Source organism: uncultured Escherichia sp. (assembly GCF_948475835.1).
In the GTDB taxonomy this organism is placed as follows: domain Bacteria; phylum Pseudomonadota; class Gammaproteobacteria; order Enterobacterales; family Enterobacteriaceae; genus ECMA0423.
In genome coordinates, this window is record NZ_CAOLGM010000012.1 from 34,004 (window position 1) to 57,537 (window position 23,534).

The window sequence follows — 23,534 nt, forward strand, 5'->3', positions numbered from 1 at the left end:
TTCAGGCCTCCAGGCTTATCCAGATGGTTTTCAGTTCGGTGAATTTTTCAAGGGCATGCAGGGATTTGTCTCGACCGTTGCCGCTCTGCTTATAGCCGCCAAACGGCACGGTCATATCGCCGTCGTTGTAGTTATTGACGAAGACGGAACCGGCTTTCAGGCGACGGCTCATGCGGTGGGCGCGGGAGAGGTCGCGCGTCCATACCGCCGCGCCAAGGCCGTACTGGCTGTCGTTGGCAAGCTGTAGCGCCTGGTCTTCTGATGAGAAACGCGTGACCACCAGCACCGGACCGAAAATCTCTTCGCGACTTAAGGACGCATTAGGGTCCACATCCACAAAGATGGTCGGGCCGATGGCGGCAGCCAGCTCAGCGTTACGACCATCCAGCAGCAGTTGCCCTTTGCCTTCGCCCTCACGAATAAAGCTATGGACCGAGTCGGCGTGGGCGCAGTCGATTAAGGTGCCCATGGTGGTTGCGGGATCAAGTGGATGGCCCGGCTGCCAGTTTTGCGCCTGCTGTTTTAACAGGGCTAAGAATTCATCGGCGATGCTCTCTTCCAGCAACAAACGCGTTCCGGCGATGCACACCTGGCCCTGGTTGTAGAAGATGCCTGCGGCGGTGGCGCTTGCCGCTTTTTGCAGATCCGGACAATCGGCGAAAACGAGGTTGGCGCTTTTGCCGCCCGCTTCCAGCCAGACGCGTTTCATGTTGCTGTCGCCCGCATCTTTCAGCAGCTGTTTCCCGGTACGGGTTGAACCGGTAAAGGCAATGGCGTCGATATCGTTATGACGCGACAGCGCCTGCCCCGCTTCATGACCAAAACCCGTCACCACGTTCAACACACCATCCGGCAAGCCTGCTTCTTTCGCCAGCCCCGCGAGACGAATCGCACTGAGCGGTGATTTTTCAGACGGTTTTAGAATCACGCTGTTTCCCGCCGCCAGCGCCGGGCCGAGTTTCCAGCAAGTCAGCAACAGCGGGAAGTTCCACGGCACGATGGCGGCAATCACGCCGACCGGTTCACGCACGATCATCGCCAGCTCATGGCTACTGGTGGTCGCCACTTCGCCATACACTTTGTCGATCGCTTCGGCGTACCAGCGAATGGCGCGCGCCGCGCCGGGAATATCATCACGCAGACTGTGACGAATCGGTTTGCCGGTGTCGAGAGTTTCCAGCAGTGCCAGCTCTTCGGCGTGGGCTTCCATTAAATCGGCGAGTTTATTCAGTACCGCTTTACGTTTAGCCGGAGAAGAGAGTGACCAGTCGCCGCGTTCAAATACGCCGCGTGCTGCGCTCACCGCACGGTCGATATCGACGCTCTTGCCGCGGGCAATTTTCGCCAGCGGTGCCTGGGTGACCGGATCAACGGTTTCAAAGGTTTCATTTTCCGCCGCAGCAGTATATTCACCGTTAATAAATAAGCGGTTTTCAATGGCGAGACTTAACGCTTTATCCTGCCAGTAAGCCAGATGATGAAAATTCATTATGACTCCTGTTTCACGTCTATCAGATATATGCAGTTTGTGAACGTCAGGGCGCAGAGATCCCCGGGCCGTATGCCCGTTTATTTCTGGCGACATTCTTTATATACACTTCATCCTTCAAGCCGCCTCTGCCTTGGCTGCGTTCGCTCCCCCGAATCACTTACCTGAGTAAGCTCATCGGGATTCGCTCACTTGCCGCCTTGATGCAACTTGAATGATTTTGTGTATAGATTGCCGGGCGCATTGCGCTTACCCGGCTTACAGAACAAAAAGATTAAAACGTGGTGGGCGTATGGGCGCTGATAATTCGGCAAATACCTGCCGACGTATTACTGAAACTGTGCGGTATGCCGGTATTAATGGCATAACTTTGCCCCGCGACGAGGTGGTAATCCTGACCATTAATCGTCAGAACAATTTCACCTTCCAGTACTGTGCCTATTTCCTCACCCTGATGCTTAATTCTTTCCCCAGTGGTTGTGCCCGGCTGGTACGTTTCAAAGATCATCGCCAGCGTGCGATTCGGGTTACCGTTATGAACCAGCTTCATTGACACACCCTGACTGCCCATCTCAATTAAGTCGTCCTGATTAATGACGACCTGCGGCTCATCAGGTTTTTCCGGCTCGGAAAAGAATTCCGAGAGTGACAGACCATACACCTTCAGCAGCTTTTGCAGCGTACTGATGGCAGGGCTGACTTTATCTTGTTCTATCGTACTGATAGCACTGTGAGTCAGCCCGGAGAGTTCGGCGGCACGACGTTGTGAAAGCCCCTGCTGCTGGCGGATTTCCGACAAGCGTTTTCCTGGCGCCAGTCCCTCATCACTCATATTTGCATTTCCTTAAACTGTAGTGGTCAGAGTCGCTGTTTTTCAGCGATATGGTGCTGACAAGCGGTGATAAAGCCCTCGAACAATATACGCGAAAGCGCGTACTCGCTACTGTTCCATTCCGGGTGCCACTGTACGCCCAGCGCAAAAGGATGATTGATGACGCTAACCGCCTCAACTAAGCCATCCGGCGAGCGAGCTTCAACACGCAACCGTGGGCTAACGACCTTCGCCCCTTGCCCATGCAGAGAGTTTACCCAAAAGTTGCTACATTCAGGTAACAACGCAGACAGTAATCCCCCCTCTTCAACCTGAACTTCATGCGACGGTGCATATTGCTGTTCCACCGGCAGTTCGGGATCTTCCCGATGTTCCAGCAATTCAGGCTGTTCGCACAGCTTGCGATGCAACGAACCACCGGTTGCCACCACCAGTTCCTGTAAACCCCGGCAGATGGCGAAAATGGGGATGCGCCTTTCGAGTGCGGCATTAATTAACGCCATGCTCAGAAGATCACGCCCGGGATCGGCGTCAGGCTCATCGCCGTTTTCACCATATAGGTGCGGCTGCACATTGCTGGGACTACCAGGAAGATAAATGCCATCGAGTTTCGGCAAAAGTTGTTCAAGTAATGACGGTTCCGCCAGCGCATGTGGTAGCGCAATTGGCAAGCCGCCTGCGTGGATGATGGCATTCAGGTACTTTTCTTGCAGAGTCTGGGTCGCATGACCCTTAAGCCTGTTCCTGCACATTACGACACCGATAACCGGATTGTTCATTATATTTTCCATGCTCAATCTCACAAAGTGGACTAAATTATCGCCATTACTGCGGTTTAAATGACCTTTATGTTCAATATTTTTTCAATCTAGCAGTGGGTTTTCATTTTTGCAAACTCAATTTAACATTTGACAAACATTTAGTTTGCATACAGATTCGAATGGTGGTCATTATATTTTACGCTTTGATAACGAGCGGAAAACAAACCAAAGGCGAAGAATCATGGAAACCAATATCGTTGAAGTAGAGAACTTTGTTCAGCAGTCAGAAGAGAGGCGGGGTAGCGCCTTTACGCAGGAAGTGAAACGCTACCTGGAGCGCTACCCGAATACGCAATATGTTGATGTTTTACTTACTGATTTGAATGGTTGCTTCCGTGGAAAACGTATCCCTGTTTCAAGCCTGAAGAAGTTGGAGAAAGGGTGTTATTTCCCGGCCTCGGTGTTTGCAATGGATATTCTGGGCAACGTAGTAGAAGAAGCGGGTCTGGGTCAGGAAATGGGCGAGCCGGATCGTACTTGTGTTCCTGTTCTCGGTTCCTTAACCCCTTCTGCCGCCGATCCAGAGTTTATCGGTCAGATGCTCCTGACCATGGTCGATGAAGATGGCGCTCCCTTTGACGTTGAGCCGCGGAACGTTCTTAACCGCCTGTGGCAGCAGCTACGCCAGCGCGGATTGTTCCCGGTTGTAGCGGTAGAGCTGGAGTTCTATTTACTGGATCGTCAGCGCGACGCTGAAGGGTATCTGCAACCGCCCTGCGCGCCCGGCACCGATGACCGCAATACACAAAGCCAGGTTTACTCCGTTGATAACCTCAACCACTTCGCCGATGTGCTCAATGATATTGATGAACTGGCGCAGTTACAGTTAATTCCCGCCGACGGTGCGGTCGCCGAAGCCTCGCCGGGTCAGTTTGAAATCAACCTTTACCATACCGATAACGTGCTGGAAGCCTGCGATGATGCGCTGGCGCTAAAACGCCTGGTGCGTCTGATGGCAGAAAAGCATAAGATGCACGCCACTTTTATGGCGAAGCCGTATGAAGAGCACGCGGGCAGCGGAATGCATATCCATATCAGTATGCAAAATAACCGTGGCGAGAACGTGCTTTCTGACGCGGAAGGCGAAGATTCGCCGCTGCTGAAAAAGATGCTCGCCGGGATGATTGACCTGATGCCGTCATCAATGGCGTTGCTGGCACCAAACGTGAACTCGTATCGCCGCTTCCAGCCGGGAATGTATGTGCCGACGCAGGCGTCGTGGGGCCATAACAACCGCACCGTCGCCCTGCGTATTCCGTGCGGCGACCGTCATAATCACCGCGTGGAATATCGCGTGGCGGGTGCCGATGCCAACCCATATCTGGTGATGGCAGCGATTTTTGCCGGTATTTTGCATGGCCTTGATAACGAGCTGCCGTTGCAGGAAGAAGTCGAAGGCAACGGGCTGGAACAGGAAGGCTTACCCTTCCCGATTCGCCAGAGCGATGCCCTGGGTGAGTTTATCGAGAATGATCACCTGCGCCGCTATTTAGGCGAACGGTTTTGCCATGTGTATCACGCCTGTAAAAATGATGAGCTGTTGCAGTTTGAGCGCCTCATCACAGAAACAGAAATTGAGTGGATGTTGAAAAACGCGTAATTCCCCATGCGGGGTTGTTTCATCGGCCTGAGCGGAGCCAGGCCTGACATTTGCTGGTAATCCAGACATTTCCCGGATGTCGCGTTATGGAGCGCAGGCGGCAACGGGCTTCCGTTAACGATTAAGACTGTGACGAGGAAATGAGATGATGCCGATGATTAAATCCCCGCATGGCGAGGGTGGCTGCGTATGCGCCCCTCCTGCTACTGACTGGACTCCGCCCCCTTTGCTTCCCTTGCTAAACAGGTTTGATTTCAGGTTGACACGACCGCAAACCTTATTACGCAGGGGAGGCAGCAATTATGGCTATTAATTCACCACTGAATATTGCTGCGCAACCCGGCAAAACCCGTCTGCGAAAATCACTGAAATTGTGGCAGGTGGTAATGATGGGTCTGGCCTATCTCACGCCGATGACCGTATTTGATACTTTTGGTATTGTCTCCGGCATTAGCGACGGTCACGTTCCGGCGTCCTATTTGCTGGCGCTGGCGGGCGTGCTGTTTACCGCTATCAGCTACGGCAAACTGGTTCGCCAGTTTCCGGAGGCCGGTTCGGCCTATACCTACGCGCAAAAGTCGATTAATCCGCACGTCGGATTTATGGTCGGCTGGTCATCACTGCTGGATTATCTCTTTTTGCCAATGATCAACGTTTTGTTGGCGAAAATCTATCTCTCCGCCCTCTTCCCGGAAGTGCCGCCGTGGGTGTGGGTGGTAACCTTCGTCGCCATTTTAACCGCCGCGAATCTGAAGAGCGTCAACCTGGTCGCTAACTTCAATACCCTGTTTGTACTGGTGCAAATCTCCATCATGGTGGTGTTTATCTTCCTGGTGGTTCAGGGACTGCATAAAGGAGAAGGCGTTGGCACCGTCTGGTCACTTCAGCCGTTTATCAGCGAGAACGCGCACCTGATCCCGATTATTACCGGTGCGACGATTGTCTGTTTCTCGTTCCTCGGTTTCGATGCGGTGACCACGCTTTCGGAAGAGACGCCGGACGCCGCACGCGTGATCCCGAAAGCCATCTTCCTGACGGCGGTATACGGCGGCGTTATCTTTATCGCGGCGTCGTTCTTTATGCAGCTGTTCTTTCCCGATATCAGCCGCTTTAAAGACCCGGACGCCGCACTGCCTGAAATTGCACTCTACGTCGGCGGTAAGCTGTTCCAGTCGATTTTCCTTTGCACCACGTTTGTGAACACGTTAGCGTCTGGCCTGGCCTCACATGCCAGCGTGTCACGTCTGCTGTATGTGATGGGGCGCGACAATGTGTTTCCGGAGCGCGTGTTTGGCTATGTGCATCCGAAATGGCGGACTCCGGCACTGAACGTCATTATGGTCGGGATTGTCGCGATGTCGGCGCTGTTCTTCGATTTAGTTACCGCCACAGCGTTAATTAACTTCGGCGCGTTGGTAGCGTTTACCTTCGTTAACCTGTCGGTGTTCAACCACTTCTGGCGGCGCAAAGGAATGAATAAAAGCTGGAAGGAACACTTCCACTATTTATTAATGCCGCTGGTTGGCGCGCTGACGGTGGGCGTGCTGTGGATTAACCTCGAAGCCACCTCGCTGACGCTGGGTCTGGTATGGGCTTCGTTAGGCGGCGCATATTTGTGGTATCTGATCCGCCGCTATCGCAAAGTGCCGCTGTACGAAGGTGACAGAACGCCAGTGAGCGAAACGTAATAGTCGGATGCGCGCCGCATTATCCTGCCTGAGGGTAATGCGCCGCGCCATTAACTATAAAAAGATGTATGACCCGGATCACGAGTGCTATCATCCGCCCTTATGCTTAGCGCATTAACCCCAGGGGCAAATAATGAACCACGATATCCCGCTAAAATATTTTGATATTGCCGATGAGTACGCGACCGAATGCGCAGAGCCTGTCGCAGACGCTGAACGCACACCGCTGGCCCACTACTTCCAGTTACTGCTCACCCGTTTGATGAACAATGAAGAGATCAGCGAAGAAGCCCAACATGAAATGGCTGCTGAAGCGGGGATTAATCCCGTACGCATTGATGAGATCGCAGAGTTTTTGAATCAATGGGGTAATGAGTAATTATTTAATTGCAGACGATCGGTCAGTATCGTTGTCCGGATAAAGCGTTCACGCCGCATCCGGCTAACAATGACACGCACTGCAGCGTGCTTTAATGGGTTTCTCACGATCGTACCGCTCTGCTCCTCGCTAAGTTGTTCTGTGAGTTATAGTTATAGAGAAATCACGGGTACGAATGTTGAACAGATGGCGACGCCACCTGTTCAACGACCAACCACACGGCCCTCATTACGACCCCTGAACACAAACGGTAATGGCAAATGTCATTAAATATTAGTAAGATAGCCTCTTTACATAAAATCCCTTAATATTATGCGCCAGGTATTATCGTCTCTTTTGGTGATTGCTGGACTTGTGAGTGGTCAGGCAATCGCCGCGCCTGAATCCCCCCCGCATGCTGATATCCGCGACAGCGGTTTTGTCTATTGCGTCAGCGGGCAAGTCAACACCTTTAACCCATCCAAAGCGAGCAGTGGGTTAATTGTCGATACCCTTGCCGCCCAGTTTTATGATCGACTGCTGGATGTCGATCCCTATACCTATCGCCTGATGCCGGAACTTGCCGAAAGCTGGGAAGTACTCGACAACGGCGCGACCTATCGCTTCCACCTGCGTCGCGATGTTCCGTTTCAAAAAACCGACTGGTTTACTCCCACTCGTAAAATGAATGCCGACGATGTGGTGTTTACCTTCCAGCGAATTTTTGACCGCAACAACCCGTGGCATAACGTCAACGGCAGCAACTTCCCCTACTTCGACAGCCTGCAATTTGCCGATAACGTGAAAAGCGTCCGCAAACTGGATAATCATACCGTTGAGTTCCGACTCGCCCAGCCGGATGCTTCTTTTTTGTGGCACCTCGCAACCCATTATGCTTCGGTCATGTCGGCAGAATATGCCCGGAAGTTAGAGAAAGAAGATCGCCAGGAGCAACTCGACCGTCAACCGGTCGGCACCGGTCCGTATCAGTTGTCGGAATACCGCGCCGGGCAATTTATTCGCCTACAACGTCATGATGACTTCTGGCGCGGTAAACCGTTAATGCCGCAGGTGGTGGTGGATTTAGGCTCCGGCGGCACCGGACGTCTGTCGAAACTCCTGACTGGTGAATGCGACGTTCTGGCCTGGCCTGCTGCCAGCCAGCTATCCATTTTGCGTGACGACCCGCGCTTGCGTTTAACGCTGCGTCCCGGGATGAACGTCGCCTATCTGGCATTTAACACCGCCAAACCGCCGCTAAATAATCCCGCTGTCCGCCATGCGCTGGCACTGGCGATTAATAACCAGCGCCTGATGCAATCCATCTATTATGGTACGGCTGAAACGGCGGCCTCTATTTTACCGCGCGCCTCGTGGGCCTATGACAACGAGGCTAAAATTACTGAATACGATCCGGCGAAATCGCGCGAACAGTTGAAGTCGTTGGGGCTGGAAAATTTAACGCTGAAACTGTGGGTGCCCACACGTTCGCAGGCGTGGAACCCCAGTCCACTGAAAACTGCCGAACTGATTCAGGCGGATATGGCGCAGGTTGGCGTAAAAGTGGTGATTGTGCCGGTAGAAGGTCGCTTTCAGGAGGCGCGGTTGATGGATATGAGCCATGATCTGACGTTATCCGGTTGGGCGACGGACAGTAACGACCCGGACAGTTTCTTCCGTCCTTTACTGAGCTGCGCGGCAATTCATTCACAGACCAACCTCGCCCACTGGTGCGATCCGAAATTCGACAGCGTGTTGCGTAAGGCGCTCTCCTCGCAGCAGCTGGCAGCGCGTATTGAAGCCTATGACGAAGCGCAGAGTATTCTGGCGCAGGAATTGCCCATTTTGCCGCTGGCGTCGTCATTGCGTTTGCAGGCCTATCGGTACGATATCAAAGGTCTGGTACTTAGCCCGTTTGGTAACGCCTCCTTTGCTGGGGTGTATCGCGAGAAACAGGATGAGGTGAAAAAGCCATGATTATCTTCACCTTACGCCGCATTTTGTTATTGATTGTTACCTTGTTCCTGCTGACCTTCGTTGGCTTCAGTTTGAGCTATTTCACTCCACACGCGCCGTTACAAGGCGCGTCACTGTGGAATGCCTGGGTGTTCTGGTTTAATGGCCTGATCCACTGGGATTTTGGTGTTTCCAGCATTAACGGTCAACCAATTGCCGAACAGTTAAAAGAGGTCTTCCCGGCGACGATGGAACTGTGCATCCTCGCCTTCGGTTTTGCGCTGATTGTTGGCATCCCCGTGGGGATGATTGCCGGGATTACGCGCCATAAGTGGCAGGATAACTTGATCAACGCCATCGCCTTACTGGGCTTTTCAATCCCGGTGTTCTGGCTGGCGCTTCTGTTGACGCTGTTTTGTTCACTCACGCTAGGTTGGTTGCCCGTTTCAGGGCGTTTCGATCTGCTCTACGAAGTGAAACCGATTACCGGTTTTGCGTTGATTGATGCCTGGCTTTCGGACTCACCATGGCGGGATGAAATGATCATGAGCGCAATCCGCCATATGATATTGCCCGTGATCACCCTGTCGGTTGCGCCAACAACTGAAGTGATCCGCCTGATGCGTATCAGCACTATCGAAGTGTATGACCAGAACTATGTAAAAGCGGCGGCGACCCGCGGTTTGTCGCGCTTTACTATTTTGCGTCGCCACGTTCTGCATAACGCGTTACCGCCGGTTATTCCTCGCCTGGGCTTACAGTTTTCCACCATGCTGACGCTGGCGATGATCACCGAAATGGTTTTTAGCTGGCCGGGTTTAGGGCGCTGGTTAATTAACGCCATCCGCCAGCAGGATTACGCAGCCATTTCCGCCGGAGTGATGGTGTGTGGCTCACTGGTCATTATTGTTAACGTGATTTCTGATATTTTGGGTGCCATGGCTAACCCTCTGAAACATAAGGAATGGTATGCCTTACGATAGCGTATACAGCGAAAAGCGCCCGCCGGGCACGCTGCGTACCGCCTGGCGCAAATTTTATAGTGACGCCTCTGCGATGGTCGGCCTGTACGGCTGCGCGGGGCTGGCTGTACTGTGTATTTTTGGCGGCTGGTTTGCGCCTTACGGCATCGACCAGCAATTTCTCGGTTATCAATTATTGCCGCCGTCATGGTCGCGCTATGGCGAAGTTTCTTTCTTCCTGGGGACTGACGACCTCGGACGCGATGTTTTAAGCCGTTTACTGAGCGGAGCTGCGCCAACCGTGGGTGGCGCATTTGTGGTGACGCTTGCCGCGACGATCTGTGGCCTGGTACTGGGCACCTTCGCCGGGGCGACGCACGGCCTACGCTCAGCGGTGCTTAACCATATTCTGGATACCTTACTGGCGATCCCTTCGCTGCTGTTGGCAATTATCGTTGTAGCGTTTGCCGGACCGAGTTTGTCCCACGCTATGTTTGCTGTCTGGCTGGCATTGCTGCCGCGTATGGTACGTTCGATTTACAGCATGGTGCATGACGAACTGGAAAAAGAGTACGTTATCGCCGCCCGTCTGGATGGCGCATCAACGCTGAATATTCTCTGGTTTGCTGTGATGCCAAACATCACCGCCGGGCTGGTCACCGAGATCACCCGCGCACTGTCGATGGCAATTCTCGATATCGCCGCGCTGGGCTTTCTCGATCTCGGCGCACAACTCCCCTCGCCTGAATGGGGAGCGATGCTCGGTGATGCGCTGGAACTGATTTATGTCGCCCCGTGGACTGTCATGCTGCCAGGTGCGGCAATTATGATTAGCGTGTTGTTGGTTAACCTCCTTGGCGATGGCGTTCGTCGTGCGATTATTGCGGGGGTGGAATAATGCCATTACTCGATATTCGTAACCTGACCATTGAATTTAAAACCGGTGATGAGTGGGTTAAAGCCGTCGACCGGGTAAGTATGACCTTAACCGAAGGTGAAATCCGCGGTCTTGTTGGTGAATCCGGTTCCGGCAAGAGTTTGATTGCGAAAGCGATTTGTGGGGTGAATAAAGATAACTGGCGTGTTACTGCTGACCGTATGCGTTTTGATGATATCGATTTGCTGCGTCTCTCCGCACGCGAACGGCGCAAACTGGTTGGCCATAACGTGTCGATGATTTTCCAGGAACCGCAGTCGTGTCTTGACCCTTCAGAACGTGTGGGTCGCCAGTTGATGCAAAACATCCCAGCCTGGACCTATAAAGGCCGTTGGTGGCAGCGTTTTGGCTGGCGCAAACGCCGTGCCATTGAACTGCTGCACCGCGTGGGGATTAAAGATCACAAAGATGCGATGCGCAGTTTTCCCTATGAGTTGACCGAAGGTGAATGTCAGAAAGTGATGATAGCCATTGCACTGGCGAATCAACCGCGTCTGCTGATTGCTGACGAACCGACCAACTCAATGGAGCCAACAACCCAGGCGCAAATCTTTCGCCTGCTGACGCGTCTCAACCAAAACAGCAATACCACTATTTTGCTTATCAGCCATGACTTACAAATGCTTAGCCAATGGGCGGATAAAATTAACGTGCTTTACTGCGGTCAAACAGTGGAAACCGCGCCGAGTAAGGAGTTGGTGACGATGCCACATCATCCTTATACCCAGGCGCTGATCCGCGCGATACCAGACTTCGGCAGCGCGATGCCGCATAAAAGTCGCCTCAATACGCTGCCCGGCGCTATCCCACTGCTGGAACAGTTACCGATTGGTTGTCGTCTGGGGCCACGTTGCCCGTATGCACAACGAGAATGCATTGTGACGCCACGTTTGACGGGGGCGAAAAATCATCTCTATGCCTGTCATTTCCCGCTGAACATGGAGAAAGAGTGAGATGATCGAAACGCTGCTTGAAGTGCGTAATTTAAGTAAAACGTTCCGCTACCGGACCGGCTGGTTTCGTCGTCAGACCGTAGAAGCGGTAAAACCCTTGAGCTTTACGCTACGTGAAGGCCAGACACTGGCGATTATTGGCGAGAATGGTTCGGGTAAATCCACGCTGGCAAAAATGCTGGCGGGAATGATAGAGCCTACCAGCGGCGAGTTATTGATTGACGATCATCCACTGCATTTTGGCGATTATTCCTTCCGCAGTCAGCGTATTCGCATGATTTTTCAGGATCCTTCGACCTCGTTGAATCCCCGTCAACGTATCTCGCAAATTCTGGATTTTCCACTGCGCCTGAACACCGACCTGGAACCGGAACAGCGTCGCAAACAGATTATTGAAACGATGCGTATGGTTGGGCTGCTACCGGATCACGTCAGTTACTATCCGCATATGTTGGCACCCGGACAAAAACAGCGTCTGGGTCTGGCGCGCGCGCTGATATTGCGCCCAAAAGTCATTATTGCCGATGAAGCCCTCGCTTCACTGGATATGTCGATGCGTTCGCAGTTGATTAATCTGATGCTGGAATTACAGGAAAAACAGGGCATTTCGTATATTTATGTTACCCAGCATATCGGAATGATGAAGCACATTAGCGACCAGGTGCTGGTGATGCATCAGGGCGAGGTTGTCGAGCGAGGCAGCACCGCGGATGTGCTGGCATCGCCGCTGCATGAACTCACCAAACGGCTGATTGCCGGGCACTTTGGCGAAGCATTGACAGCGGATGCGTGGCGTAAAGATCGCTAATTTTCTGAATCCTCCTTCCAGATTATCCACCTCATTCTGACAAGAGATTAAATCTTGTCAGAATGAGGTGATGGATAAAATAAAATCAAATGCGCGTGATTTAAGACGCAATCTCACTTTGCAGGAACGAAAGCTCTGGCGATATCTTCGCAGCCGACGTTTTGGTGATTTCAAATTTCGCCGTCAACATCCGGTGGGGAGCTACATTCTCGATTTTGCTTGCTGCTCGGCGCGCGTAGTCGTTGAGCTGGATGGTGGGCAGCATGATTTGGCAGTTGCCTATGATACCAGGCGCACTAGCTGGCTTGAGTCGCAGAGCTGGACCGTGCTGCGTTTCTGGCATAACGAGATTGATTGTAATGAGGAGGCGGTGCTGGAGATTATTCTGCAGGAACTGAACCGCCGGTCACCCTCACCCTGAAAGGGCGAGGGGGCCGACCGAGCCGAATAGCTGTTGTGGTGAAAACATGGAGACAGTGCTGGAGAATATTCGGCAAGGTCTGAACCATCCCAGCCATCGCCATAAAAGGGTTAGGGGCTGTATGAGCCTGTTTGTTGCTGGGGTAACAATATTTGCACAATATGGTCCCCTCGCCCCTCTGGGGAGAGGGTTAGGGTAAGGGGAAAAGCGCCCACCCTGCCGCAGCCTGCTCCGGTCGGACCTGGCAACTATAGCTACTCACAGCCAGGTTGATTATAATAACCGTTTATCTGTTCGTACTGTTTACTAAAACGACGAATCGCCTGATTTTCAGGCACAACAAGCATCAACAATAAGGATTAAAGCTATGGGTTTTCTTTCCGGTAAGCGCATTCTGGTAACCGGTGTTGCCAGCAAACTATCCATCGCCTACGGTATCGCTCAGGCGATGCACCGCGAAGGAGCTGAACTGGCATTCACCTACCAGAACGACAAACTGAAAGGCCGCGTAGAAGAATTTGCCGCTCAATTGGGTTCTGACATCGTTCTGCAGTGCGATGTTGCAGAAGATGCCAGCATCGACACCATGTTCGCTGAACTGGGGAAAGTTTGGCCGAAATTTGACGGTTTCGTACACTCTATTGGTTTTGCACCTGGCGATCAGCTGGATGGTGACTATGTTAACGCCGTTACCCGTGAAGGCTTCAAAATTGCCCACGACATCAGCTCCTACAGCTTCGTTGCAATGGCAAAAGCTTGCCGCTCCATGCTGAATCCGGGTTCTGCCCTGCTGACCCTTTCCTACCTTGGCGCTGAGCGCGCTATCCCGAACTACAACGTTATGGGTCTGGCAAAAGCGTCTCTGGAAGCGAACGTGCGCTATATGGCGAACGCGATGGGTCCGGAAGGTGTGCGTGTTAACGCCATCTCTGCTGGTCCGATCCGTACTCTGGCGGCCTCCGGTATCAAAGACTTCCGCAAAATGCTGGCTCATTGCGAAGCCGTTACCCCGATTCGCCGTACCGTTACTATTGAAGATGTGGGTAACTCCGCGGCATTCCTGTGCTCCGATCTCTCTGCCGGTATCTCCGGTGAAGTGGTCCACGTTGACGGCGGTTTCAGCATCGCTGCAATGAACGAACTCGAATTGAAATAATCATTCTGTTGGTAAATATTGGGCGGCGTTCTGCCGCCCGTTATCTCTGTTATACCTTTCTGATATTTGTTATCGCCGATCCGTCTTTCTCCCCTTCCCGCCTTGCGTCAGGATAACGATTTCCTTTACGACCAAGGAGCGCCCATGGAACAACGCCACATCACCGGCAAAAGCCACTGGTATCATGAAACGCAATCCAGTACTGCGGAGTATGACGTTCTGCCTCTGGTCCCGGAAGCCGCAAAGGTCAGCGATCCCTTTCTGCTCGACGTGATCCTTGATGAAGAAACGCTGGCTCCCTTCCTTTCATGGCTGGTCCCTGCGCGCGTTCTTGCAGTGGAATTGTTCCCTGACCAGCTTACCGTGACCCGTTCACAGACCTTCACCGCTTATGAACGCTTGTCTACGGCCCTGACGGTTGCTCAGGTTTGCGGCGTCCAGCGGTTATGTAACTACTATTCGGCGCGACTTACGCCGCTCCCCGGGCCTGATTCCTCCAGGGAAAGCAATCATAGGTTGGCACAAATCACGCAATATGCCCGCCAACTGGCTAGCTCGCCTTCTATTATCGACAACCGATCGCGCCAGCATCTGAATGACGTCGGTCTTACTGCCGGGGACTGTGTGATCATTAACCAAATCATTGGTTTTATTGGCTTTCAGGCGCGGACCATTGCGACATTTCAGGCTTATCTCGGGCACCCGGTACGCTGGTTACCCGGTCTGGAAATACAAAACTACGCCGACGCGTCACTGTTTGCTGATGAATCAATACGCTGGCGAAGCAGCTATGAGGTGGAAAAACTACCTGAAGAGTACACAAAAAGTTCAACAGCAGAACTTTGCCAACTGGCCGAAACACTCTCTCTCCACCCTATTTCACTTTCCCTTCTCGAAAGGTTGTTAAACAGTACACGGGTTAATACACAGCCGGATAATAAGCTTGCGGCGTTGTTATGCGCGCGGATAAATGGCAGTCCTGCTTGTTTTGCCGCCTGTATGGATTCATCAAATGAATATAAAAAAATCAGCCCCCTTCTGCGCAAGGGCGAAAATGAAATTAACCAATGGGCTGACCGTCATTCTGTTGAGCACGCTACCGTTCAGGCGATACAATGGCTGACCCGAGCACCCGATCGCTTTAGCGCCGCCCAGTTCAGCCCTTTACTCGAACACGAAAAATCATCAACGCAGATTATTAATCTGCTGGTATGGAGCGGGCTGTGTGGCTGGATAAATCGCTTAAAAATCGCGTTGGGTGAGACATATTAACCTTGCCGCGTCAGACAGATTCGCGTAAAACTGTCAGCCGCTCTAATGGCCACCAAAATAGACAATTATGTTTCAGGACAACCCGCTGCTAGCGCAGCTTAAACAGCAACTGCATTCCCAGACGCCACGCGCTGAAGGGGTGGTAAAAGCCACAGAAAAAGGCTTTGGCTTCCTGGAAGTCGACGCGCAAAAAAGTTATTTCATTCCGCCGCCGCAGATGAAAAAAGTCATGCATGGCGACCGAATTATCGCGGTGATCCACAGTGAAAAAGAACGTGAATCCGCAGAGCCAGAAGAACTGGTTGAACCGTTCCTGACTCGTTTCGTGGGTAAAGTTCAGGGCAAAAATGACCGTCTGGCCATCGTTCCTGATCATCCACTCTTAAAAGACGCCATTCCTTGCCGCGCAGCCCGTGGCCTGAACCACGAGTTTAAAGAAGGCGACTGGGCGGTTGCCGAAATGCGCCGTCATCCGCTGAAAGGCGATCGTTCTTTCTATGCTGAACTGACACAATACATCACTTTTGGTGACGACCACTTTGTACCGTGGTGGGTTACCCTTGCGCGCCATAATCTGGAAAAAGAAGCACCAGACGGCGTCGCTACCGAAATGCTCGATGAAGGTCTGGTTCGTGAAGATCTGACCGCGCTGGATTTTGTCACCATCGACAGTGCCAGCACAGAAGATATGGATGACGCCCTTTTCGCTAAGGCGTTGCCGGATGACAAACTTCAGCTGATTGTGGCGATTGCCGATCCAACCGCGTGGATTGCTGAAGGCAGCAAGCTGGACAAAGCCGCGAAAATTCGCGCATTCACCAACTATCTGCCTGGCTTCAACATCCCTATGCTGCCTCGCGAGCTTTCTGACGATCTCTGCTCACTGCGCGCCAATGAAGTCCGCCCGGTACTGGCATGCCGCATGACGCTCTCCGCTGATGGCACCATTGAAGATAATATCGAATTCTTTGCCGCCACCATCGAATCCAAAGCAAAGCTGGTGTATGACCAGGTTTCTGACTGGCTGGAAAATACCGGTGACTGGCAGCCTGAAAGTGAAGCAATTGCCGAACAAGTCCGTTTGCTAGCGCAAATTTGCCAACGCCGCGGCGAGTGGCGTCATAACCACGCACTGGTGTTTAAAGATCGCCCGGATTACCGCTTTATTCTCGGTGAAAAAGGTGAAGTGCTGGATATCGTCGCCGAGCCTCGTCGCATTGCCAACCGTATCGTCGAAGAAGCGATGATTGCCGCTAACATTTGTGCGGCCCGCGTACTGCGCGATAAGCTCGGTTTTGGCATCTATAACGTGCATATGGGCTTTGATCCGGCGAATGCCGACGCGCTGGCAGCGTTGCTGAAAACGCACGGTCTGCATGTCGATGCCGAAGAAGTGCTCACGCTGGACGGTTTCTGCAAACTGCGTCGTGAACTGGATGCGCAACCAACTGGTTTCCTCGACAGCCGCATTCGTCGCTTCCAGTCATTTGCTGAAATTAGCACTGAACCCGGTCCTCACTTTGGCCTCGGTCTGGAAGCATACGCCACCTGGACTTCGCCGATCCGTAAATATGGCGACATGATCAACCACCGTCTGCTGAAAGCGGTTATCAAAGGCGAAACTGCGACGCGCCCACAGGATGAAATCACTGTCCAAATGGCCGAGCGTCGCCGTCTCAACCGGATGGCAGAACGTGATGTTGGCGACTGGTTATACGCACGCTTCCTGAAAGACAAAGCCGGGACCGACACCCGTTTCGCGGCGGAAATTGTCGATATCAGCCGTGGCGGCATGCGTGTGCGTTTGGTTGATAACGGCGCTATCGCCTTTATTCCGGCACCTTTCTTACACGCTATGCGCGATGAACTGGTTTGCAGCCAGGAAAACGGCACTGTACAAATTAAAGGTGAAACGGTTTACAAAGTAACTGACGTTATTGACGTCACCATTGCCGAAGTCCGCATGGAAACCCGCAGCATTATTGCGCGCCCGGTCGCGTAATCTCCTTTCACGGCCCATTCCTCATGGATGGGCCGTTTATTTCCCCGCTCTACCTTCGTTATATCCAGGCAGATTTTTTAACTGACTTTCGTTTGAAAACTGGCGTTTTTCCAAAACTGGATTACAAATAAATATATAAAAAAAACAATGCGTTTAGCCGCCGTTAATTTCATGTAAGTCATGTTGTTCCTTTTATTTAACCGCGGACTCCGCTGTTAACCGGAGGATATGCATCATGAAAACCGTTAGGGAGTCCACAACGTTGTACAACTTTCTCGGATCGCACAATCCATACTGGCGGTTGACGGAAAGCAGCGATGTTTTGCGCTTTTCTACCACCGAAACCACAGAACCTGATCGTACATTGCAGTTATCTGCCGAACAGGCTGCTCGCATCAGGGAAATGACGGTCATCACCTCCAGCCTGATGATGAGTCTGACCGTCGATGAAAGCGATCTTTCTGTGCATCTGGTAGGACGAAAAATCAATAAACGGGAATGGGCTGGCAACGCGTCTGCATGGCATGACACACCGGCGGTTGCTCGTGATTTATCACACGGGCTTTCCTTTGCTGAGCAGGTAGTTTCTGAAGCACATTCCGCAATAGTGATTCTCGACAGCCGGGGGAATATCCAACGCTTCAATCGGTTATGTGAAGATTACACTGGGTTGAAAGAACACGACGTCATTGGCCAAAGCGTGTTTAAACTGTTTATGAGCCGTCGTGAAGCTGCGGCATCCAGGCGCAATAACCGTGTATTTTTTCGAAGCGGCAATGCATATGAAGTCGAACTGTGGATACCAACACGTAAAGGCCAGCGGCTGTTTCTGTTTCGCAATAAATTTGTCCACAGCGGCAGTGGCAAAAACGAGATTTTTTTAATCTGTTCCGGCACCGACATTACCGAAGAGCGCCGCGCTCAGGAGCGACTGCGTATTCTGGCAAATACCGACAGTATCACCGGACTGCCGAATCGTAACGCAATGCAGGATTTAATCGATCACGCTATTAATCATGCAGATAACAATAAAGTTGGGGTTGTGTATCTTGATTTGGATAATTTCAAAAAGGTCAACGACGCCTATGGGCATTTGTTTGGTGACCAGTTATTACGCGACGTGTCATTGGCTATTTTAAGCTGTCTCGAACATGACCAGGTGTTGGCGCGTCCAGGTGGCGATGAGTTTCTGGTACTGGCATCCAACACCTCACAAAGCGCGCTGGAAGCAATGGCATCACGAATTTTGACCCGCTTACGGCTCCCCTTTCGCATTGGTTTAATTGAAGTTTATACCAGCTGTTCAGTAGGTATTGCACTCTCTCCCGAACATGGTTCAGACAGCACGGCTATTATTCGTCACGCCGACACAGCAATGTACACAGCGAAGGAAGGCGGACGAGGACAATTTTGCGTTTTTACCCCAGAAATGAATCAACGGGTATTTGAATATCTCTGGCTGGATACCAACTTGCGTAAAGCACTGGAAAACGATCAGTTGGTTATTCACTATCAACCGAAAATCACCTGGCGTGGCGAAGTGCGCAGTCTGGAAGCACTAGTACGTTGGCAGTCACCTGAACGTGGGTTGATTCCACCGTTGGACTTCATTTCCTACGCCGAAGAGTCAGGGCTAATTGTGCCTTTAGGCCGTTGGGTGATTCTCGATGTCGTACGCCAGGTGGCGAAGTGGCGGGATAAAGGTATTAACCTGCGAGTGGCGGTAAATATTTCTGCACGTCAGCTCGCCGATCAAACCATTTTCACCGCCCTGAAACAGGTTCTCCAGGAACTCAATTTTGAATACTGCCCTATAGATGTTGAACTGACAGAGAGTTGTCTGATTGAGAATGATGAACTGGCACTGTCTGTTATTCAACAATTTAGCCAACTAGGTGCGCAAGTGCATCTGGATGATTTTGGTACCGGCTACTCTTCACTTTCGCAACTGGCGCGCTTTCCGATCGATGCCATCAAACTTGACCAGGTTTTTGTTCGAGATATTCACAAACAACCTGTCTCGCAGTCACTGGTCCGGGCGATCGTCGCTGTGGCCCAGGCATTGAATCTTCAGGTGATCGCCGAAGGTGTAGAGAGTGCAAAGGAAGATGCTTTTTTAACCAAGAACGGGATCAATGAGCGGCAAGGATTTTTGTTTGCCAAACCGATGCCCGCCGTCGCCTTCGAACGCTGGTATAAACGCTATCTGAAGCGCGCATAAGTAGATGAATATATATACTTAGCGCTATATCCCGTCATTATATATCGTATTCCTGGATGATAATTAGCCGTTGCTGTTAAACACTTCTCTTTTAGCGGCAATTTTTGCATTATTCATTTTCCACTTTTGCTATAAGGATGTCCTTGATGTCTGAATTTGATGCCCAGCGCGTTGCCGAACGTATTGATATTGTGTTAGATATCCTTGTGGCAGGCGATTACCACTCTGCGATCCATAATCTCGAGATACTTAAAGCAGAACTCTTGCGCCAGGTTGCTGAATCTACGCCAGACATCCCGAAGGCACCGTGGGAGATTTAACAATCGTGCCTTCAGGTTTTCCTATTTGAGGATGCCCGGCGCGTCAGTATTTTTTTATTTAGTATTATAACGTTATAAGAATTACAGCGATGAATTCCCGACAACAAACTATTCTACAGATGGTCATTGACCAGGGTCAGGTTAGCGTAACCGATCTGGCAAAAGCCACTGGAGTTTCTGAAGTTACCATTCGCCAGGATCTCAACACCCTCGAAAAACTGAGTTACCTCCGCCGTGCACATGGCTTTGCAGTTTCGCTTGATAGTGATGACGTCGAAACCCGTATGATGAGCAACTATACGCTGAAGCGTGAACTCGCCGAGTTTGCCGCGTCACTGGTTCAACCGGGCGAAACCATCTTTATCGAAAATGGTAGCAGCAATGCCCTGCTCGCCCGGACTCTGGGCGAACAGAAGAAAAATGTCACTATCATCACAGTCAGCAGCTACATTGCGCATTTGCTGAAAGACGCGCCTTGTGAAGTCATTTTGCTCGGTGGCGTGTACCAGAAAAAAAGCGAAAGTATGGTTGGCCCTTTGACACGCCAGTGCATCCAGCAAGTACATTTCAGCAAAGCATTTATTGGTATTGATGGCTGGCAACCTGAAACTGGATTCACCGGTCGCGATATGATGCGTACCGATGTGGTCAATGCCGTGCTGGAAAAAGAGTGCGAAGCGATAGTCCTGACTGACAGCTCGAAATTTGGTGCTGTACATTCATACTCCATCGGTCCCGTTGAGCGATTCAATCGCGTGATTACCGATTCGAAAATACGCGCCAGCGATCTGATGCATCTTGAGCACAGTAAACTCACCGTTCACGTCGTTGACATTTAACCATTTCCCTTCTCTACGGATGATTTGCAGTTTGGCAAATCATCCGCTCTAAGATGATTCCTGGTTGATAATTAAGACTATTTACCTGTTATTAACACTCTCAAGATATAAAATTATTATCAGCGATATAACAGGAAGTCATTATCACCTGCGTGATATAACCCTGCGCGCGAGCAGATTTCACGGAATAATTTCACCAGGCTTATTCTTAGCTATTATAGTTATAGAGAGCTTACTTCCGTGAATCATAAATTCAGGAGAGAGTATTATGTTTGTAACGAGCAAAAAAATGACCGCGGCTGTTCTGGCAATTACCCTGGCAATGTCTCTGAGTGCCTGTTCTAACTGGTCTAAACGGGACCGCAACACCGCAATCGGCGCGGGTGCAGGGGCATTAGGCGGTGCAGTACTGACCGATGGCAGTACGTTGGGTACATTAGGTGGTGCAGCTGTCGGTGGTGTTATTGGTCACCAGGTCGGTAAATAATCGTAAATAAATGTCGATTATCGACTCGCAATTATAATACGCTTGATTCTGTTCAGTACGAAATAACTGAATAATACACACGGTAAAATATTCGAAAGCCACGGATATATCCGTGGCTTTTTATGTTAACCACCTGCGAGTTTTACCTTCATCCCTTTCGCTTCAAGTAGTGATTTTAATAAATCACGCTTATCGCCCTGGATTTCAATAACTCCATCTTTAACTGCTCCGCCGCAGCCGCATTTTTTCTTCAGTTCCGCTGCAAGTTTTGTCAGTTCGGCATCATCGAGATCGACACCGGTAATCAGGCAAACGCCCTTACCTTTACGTCCACTGGTCTGACGCTGAATACGCACCACACCGTCGCCTTTAGGGCGTACAGGGGCCGCTTTGGGCTCATCAATACGTCCGGTTTCCGTTGAGTAGACCAGACGGCTGTTGGAATCACTCATCATGCACTCCGCTGTAAAGAGGCGTTGATCGCTTTCAGCGTCTGCGCTGGATCTACCGATTGCGTTACCGGGCGACCAATCACCATATAATCAACACCAGCCGACAACGCCTGTTCTGGCGTCATAATGCGGCGCTGGTCACCAGCTTCACTCCCCTGCGGACGAATGCCCGGCGTAACCAGTTTGAACTCCTGACCGAATACCTGTTTAAAGCGCACAGCTTCCTGAGCAGAACACACCACACCATCAAGGCCACATTTTTGCGTCAGTGCCGCCAGACGTTCTGCATAATCTGCAGGTGACAGTGTCATGCCAAGATCGACCAGGTCGCTGGCTTCCATGCTGGTCAACACTGTCACAGCAATCAAAAGCGGTGCATCTTTGCCAAACGGAACCAGTGCCTCACGCGCTGCGGTCATCATACGCGCCCCACCAGAGGCATGAACATTCACCATCCACACGCCTAAGTCAGCTGCAGCAGCGACAGCGTGCGCAGCAGTGTTAGGAATATCGTGGAATTTCAGGTCAAGAAAGATATCAAAACCACGCTGTTGAAGTTCGCGCACAAACTGTGGCCCAAACAATGTAAACATCTCTTTGCCGACCTTCAGACGACAATCGCGTGGGTCGATCTTGTCGACAAAGGACAGCGCGTCATCACGATTATGATAATCAAGGGCAACAACCACAGGAGAATTCGTAACAGCGCGGGAAGAAGATGAAGCAGTTAACGTCATGACCAGACCTTCTTGATGATGGGCACCGGAAGTGGCGCGAAACAGGTAAACGGCGAGCATTCTACCCGTGGAAATAAAAAATTAACAGTTGCGATTTTTCCCCTGGCAGGCTTTTTCTGCGCCGTCGTTGCCGGAGCACAATGGAACATCAATAACTAGTATGTTGTAACTAAAGTAGGATTTTTTTAAAAATTACAGGCCATCAAGACCGCGAATCGGTTTAATGGTTGACCAGGCCCGACAAGACGGACAATGCCAGTAGAGGGTGTATGCGGTAAAACCACATTTCTGGCAGCGATAACGAGGCTTACTACGTACCTTTTCGCCAACCATGTCACGCAGCACCATCAGGCTCTCTTTGGCACGCCCTTCTTCCGCTTCATTTAAGTGGTAATCCATTAACTTATGGAACACACGCATGGTCGGATGACGCTGAAGCTGGCGCGTAATATAGACCTGTGCGGCCTCACTACCGTCGCGCGCTTCGATGATATCAGCAAGCATCAATTCAGCATCGGCACCGGTGTTCTCTTCCACCGCGCGTTGCAGGAATTCTGCCCATTCGGCAGTTTTACCCAACTGCTGATAGCAGGTTTGCAACATTTCCAGCGTTTCGCTGACCAGTTCTCTGTCCTGGGATATCACGCGTTGCAAACTTTCGACGGCTTTGGCGTATTCTCCTTTCGCCATAAACACGCGTCCCATCATGATGGATACGCGGGCGCTGTTTTTATCTGCCGCCGCCCCTTTTTTTAGCAAGGTCATGGCACGATCGAGATCGTCGCTGGCCATATGCTGCAGGGCTAACTCACAGTAGAAATGGGCAATTTCGACGCGCTGTTTATCTTTACCCAGCTTCACCAGGCGTTCGGCAACATCAATTGCTTTCTGCCACTCACTGGTAGCCTGGTAGATTTGTAGCAACTGTTGCAGAGCGCCAATGCGGAAGTCAGTTTCATCGGTCAGCTGATTGAACATGTCTTCCGCGCGGTCGTATAACCCGGCGGCCATGTAATCACGCCCTAGTTGTTGAATCGCCAACAGACGCTGTTCATAGGTCAGCGAGGCGCTTTCCATTAGGGTCTGATGGATGCGAATAGCGCGATCAACTTCGCCACGCGAACGGAACAGGTTTCCGAGCGTAAGGTGGGCTTCAACGGTGCCTGTATCCTCTTTAAGCATATCGAGAAACAGGTCTACCGCTTTATCCTGTTGATTACTAA

Annotated in this window: 25 protein-coding genes; 17 read left to right on the top strand and 8 right to left on the bottom strand. The window is 51.5% G+C overall.

The window, feature by feature from the left end; genetic code table 11:
- Nucleotide 1: 1 nt before the first annotated feature.
- The 3 genes from puuC to puuD all read right to left on the bottom strand — a co-directional run bounded on the left by puuC (nucleotide 2) and on the right by puuD (nucleotide 3,112).
- Nucleotides 2-1,489 (bottom strand): aldehyde dehydrogenase PuuC, encoded by a 1,488-nt coding sequence (gene puuC, locus QZF50_RS04350; RefSeq protein ID WP_001471486.1) that lies wholly within the window; start codon nucleotides 1,487-1,489, stop codon nucleotides 2-4.
- Between the two features lie 274 nt (nucleotides 1,490-1,763).
- Entirely contained in the window at nucleotides 1,764-2,321 is a 558-nt protein-coding gene (gene puuR, locus QZF50_RS04355; RefSeq protein WP_001278727.1) for an HTH-type transcriptional regulator PuuR, read from the bottom strand.
- Nucleotides 2,322-2,347: 26 nt separating this feature from the next.
- On the bottom strand, nucleotides 2,348-3,112 hold the full coding sequence (gene puuD / locus QZF50_RS04360) for a gamma-glutamyl-gamma-aminobutyrate hydrolase (RefSeq protein ID WP_001307158.1): 765 nt from the start codon (nucleotides 3,110-3,112) through the stop codon (nucleotides 2,348-2,350).
- A 211-nt stretch (nucleotides 3,113-3,323) separates the two neighbouring features.
- Here puuD and puuA point away from each other — a divergent pair, with 211 nt between their 5' ends.
- From puuA to rnb, 13 genes are all read left to right on the top strand, one after another.
- On the top strand, nucleotides 3,324-4,742 hold the full coding sequence (gene puuA, locus QZF50_RS04365; protein ID WP_001296746.1) for a glutamate-putrescine ligase: 1,419 nt from the start codon (nucleotides 3,324-3,326) through the stop codon (nucleotides 4,740-4,742).
- Between the two features lie 148 nt (nucleotides 4,743-4,890).
- On the top strand, nucleotides 4,891-5,055 hold the full coding sequence (locus tag QZF50_RS04370; protein WP_122985272.1) for a hypothetical protein: 165 nt from the start codon (nucleotides 4,891-4,893) through the stop codon (nucleotides 5,053-5,055).
- Nucleotides 5,045-6,430, top strand: coding sequence for a putrescine/proton symporter PuuP (puuP, locus tag QZF50_RS04375; protein WP_000996861.1), 1,386 nt, complete (start codon nucleotides 5,045-5,047; stop codon nucleotides 6,428-6,430). The genes QZF50_RS04370 and puuP overlap by 11 nt, the downstream gene beginning before the upstream one ends.
- A gap of 133 nt (nucleotides 6,431-6,563) precedes the next feature.
- Nucleotides 6,564-6,809, top strand: coding sequence for a DUF2543 family protein (locus QZF50_RS04380; RefSeq protein WP_001015099.1), 246 nt, complete (start codon nucleotides 6,564-6,566; stop codon nucleotides 6,807-6,809).
- 312 nt (nucleotides 6,810-7,121) lie between these two features.
- Nucleotides 7,122-8,765 carry an ABC transporter substrate-binding protein SapA gene (gene sapA, locus QZF50_RS04385; RefSeq protein WP_001250208.1) on the top strand — a complete coding sequence of 548 codons (1,644 nt, stop codon included), beginning with the start codon at nucleotides 7,122-7,124 and terminating at the stop codon, nucleotides 8,763-8,765.
- Nucleotides 8,762-9,727 carry a putrescine export ABC transporter permease SapB gene (gene sapB, locus QZF50_RS04390; RefSeq protein ID WP_000583277.1) on the top strand — a complete coding sequence of 322 codons (966 nt, stop codon included), beginning with the start codon at nucleotides 8,762-8,764 and terminating at the stop codon, nucleotides 9,725-9,727. The genes sapA and sapB overlap by 4 nt, the downstream gene beginning before the upstream one ends.
- Nucleotides 9,714-10,604, top strand: coding sequence for a peptide ABC transporter permease SapC (sapC, locus tag QZF50_RS04395; protein WP_001146163.1), 891 nt, complete (start codon nucleotides 9,714-9,716; stop codon nucleotides 10,602-10,604). The genes sapB and sapC overlap by 14 nt, the downstream gene beginning before the upstream one ends.
- On the top strand, nucleotides 10,604-11,596 hold the full coding sequence (sapD, locus tag QZF50_RS04400; RefSeq protein ID WP_001128858.1) for a peptide ABC transporter ATP-binding protein SapD: 993 nt from the start codon (nucleotides 10,604-10,606) through the stop codon (nucleotides 11,594-11,596). Before sapC ends, sapD begins: the two co-directional genes overlap by 1 nt.
- 1 nt (nucleotide 11,597) lies before the next feature.
- The gene (gene sapF / locus QZF50_RS04405) at nucleotides 11,598-12,404 is read left to right on the top strand and encodes a peptide ABC transporter ATP-binding protein SapF (RefSeq protein WP_000573407.1); all 807 of its coding nucleotides are present in this window, start codon (nucleotides 11,598-11,600) and stop codon (nucleotides 12,402-12,404) included.
- 67 nt (nucleotides 12,405-12,471) lie between these two features.
- Entirely contained in the window at nucleotides 12,472-12,825 is a 354-nt protein-coding gene (locus QZF50_RS04410; protein WP_000968850.1) for a DUF559 domain-containing protein, read from the top strand.
- A 367-nt stretch (nucleotides 12,826-13,192) separates the two neighbouring features.
- On the top strand, nucleotides 13,193-13,981 hold the full coding sequence (gene fabI, locus QZF50_RS04415; protein WP_000506490.1) for an enoyl-ACP reductase FabI: 789 nt from the start codon (nucleotides 13,193-13,195) through the stop codon (nucleotides 13,979-13,981).
- A 144-nt stretch (nucleotides 13,982-14,125) separates the two neighbouring features.
- The gene (locus QZF50_RS04420) at nucleotides 14,126-15,253 is read left to right on the top strand and encodes a CMD domain-containing protein (RefSeq protein WP_000437858.1); all 1,128 of its coding nucleotides are present in this window, start codon (nucleotides 14,126-14,128) and stop codon (nucleotides 15,251-15,253) included.
- Nucleotides 15,254-15,320: 67 nt separating this feature from the next.
- Nucleotides 15,321-17,255 (top strand): exoribonuclease II, encoded by a 1,935-nt coding sequence (rnb, locus tag QZF50_RS04425; RefSeq protein ID WP_000484982.1) that lies wholly within the window; start codon nucleotides 15,321-15,323, stop codon nucleotides 17,253-17,255.
- Nucleotides 17,256-17,332: 77 nt separating this feature from the next.
- Here rnb and QZF50_RS04430 read toward each other — a convergent pair whose 3' ends face one another.
- Entirely contained in the window at nucleotides 17,333-17,437 is a 105-nt protein-coding gene (locus tag QZF50_RS04430) for a hypothetical protein (RefSeq protein WP_000221855.1), read from the bottom strand.
- Nucleotides 17,438-17,490: 53 nt separating this feature from the next.
- Between QZF50_RS04430 and pdeR the strand changes: the two genes are divergently transcribed.
- On the top strand, nucleotides 17,491-19,476 hold the full coding sequence (pdeR, locus tag QZF50_RS04435; protein WP_000859953.1) for a cyclic di-GMP phosphodiesterase: 1,986 nt from the start codon (nucleotides 17,491-17,493) through the stop codon (nucleotides 19,474-19,476).
- Here the strand turns inward: pdeR and ymiD are convergent.
- Nucleotides 19,458-19,586, bottom strand: coding sequence for a protein YmiD (gene ymiD, locus QZF50_RS04440; RefSeq protein ID WP_211180493.1), 129 nt, complete (start codon nucleotides 19,584-19,586; stop codon nucleotides 19,458-19,460). The genes pdeR and ymiD overlap by 19 nt on opposite strands.
- Before the next feature lie 36 nt (nucleotides 19,587-19,622).
- Here ymiD and yciZ point away from each other — a divergent pair, with 36 nt between their 5' ends.
- From yciZ to osmB, 3 genes are all read left to right on the top strand, one after another.
- The gene (gene yciZ, locus QZF50_RS04445) at nucleotides 19,623-19,796 is read left to right on the top strand and encodes a protein YciZ (RefSeq protein ID WP_001288368.1); all 174 of its coding nucleotides are present in this window, start codon (nucleotides 19,623-19,625) and stop codon (nucleotides 19,794-19,796) included.
- A gap of 89 nt (nucleotides 19,797-19,885) precedes the next feature.
- Nucleotides 19,886-20,635: a DNA-binding transcriptional regulator YciT gene (locus tag QZF50_RS04450; protein WP_001088621.1), complete on the top strand. Its 750-nt coding sequence runs from the start codon at nucleotides 19,886-19,888 to the stop codon at nucleotides 20,633-20,635.
- A gap of 268 nt (nucleotides 20,636-20,903) precedes the next feature.
- Nucleotides 20,904-21,122, top strand: coding sequence for an osmotically-inducible lipoprotein OsmB (gene osmB, locus QZF50_RS04455; protein WP_000498253.1), 219 nt, complete (start codon nucleotides 20,904-20,906; stop codon nucleotides 21,120-21,122).
- Between the two features lie 125 nt (nucleotides 21,123-21,247).
- Here osmB and yciH read toward each other — a convergent pair whose 3' ends face one another.
- The 3 genes from yciH to lapB form a co-directional block, all read right to left on the bottom strand.
- The gene (gene yciH, locus QZF50_RS04460) at nucleotides 21,248-21,574 is read right to left on the bottom strand and encodes a stress response translation initiation inhibitor YciH (RefSeq protein ID WP_001295580.1); all 327 of its coding nucleotides are present in this window, start codon (nucleotides 21,572-21,574) and stop codon (nucleotides 21,248-21,250) included.
- Nucleotides 21,574-22,311 (bottom strand): orotidine-5'-phosphate decarboxylase, encoded by a 738-nt coding sequence (gene pyrF, locus QZF50_RS04465; RefSeq protein ID WP_000176278.1) that lies wholly within the window; start codon nucleotides 22,309-22,311, stop codon nucleotides 21,574-21,576. The genes yciH and pyrF overlap by 1 nt, the downstream gene beginning before the upstream one ends.
- 192 nt (nucleotides 22,312-22,503) lie before the next feature.
- On the bottom strand, nucleotides 22,504-23,534 hold a 1,031-nt coding region (gene lapB / locus QZF50_RS04470; protein ID WP_290388828.1), incomplete at its 5' end, for a lipopolysaccharide assembly protein LapB.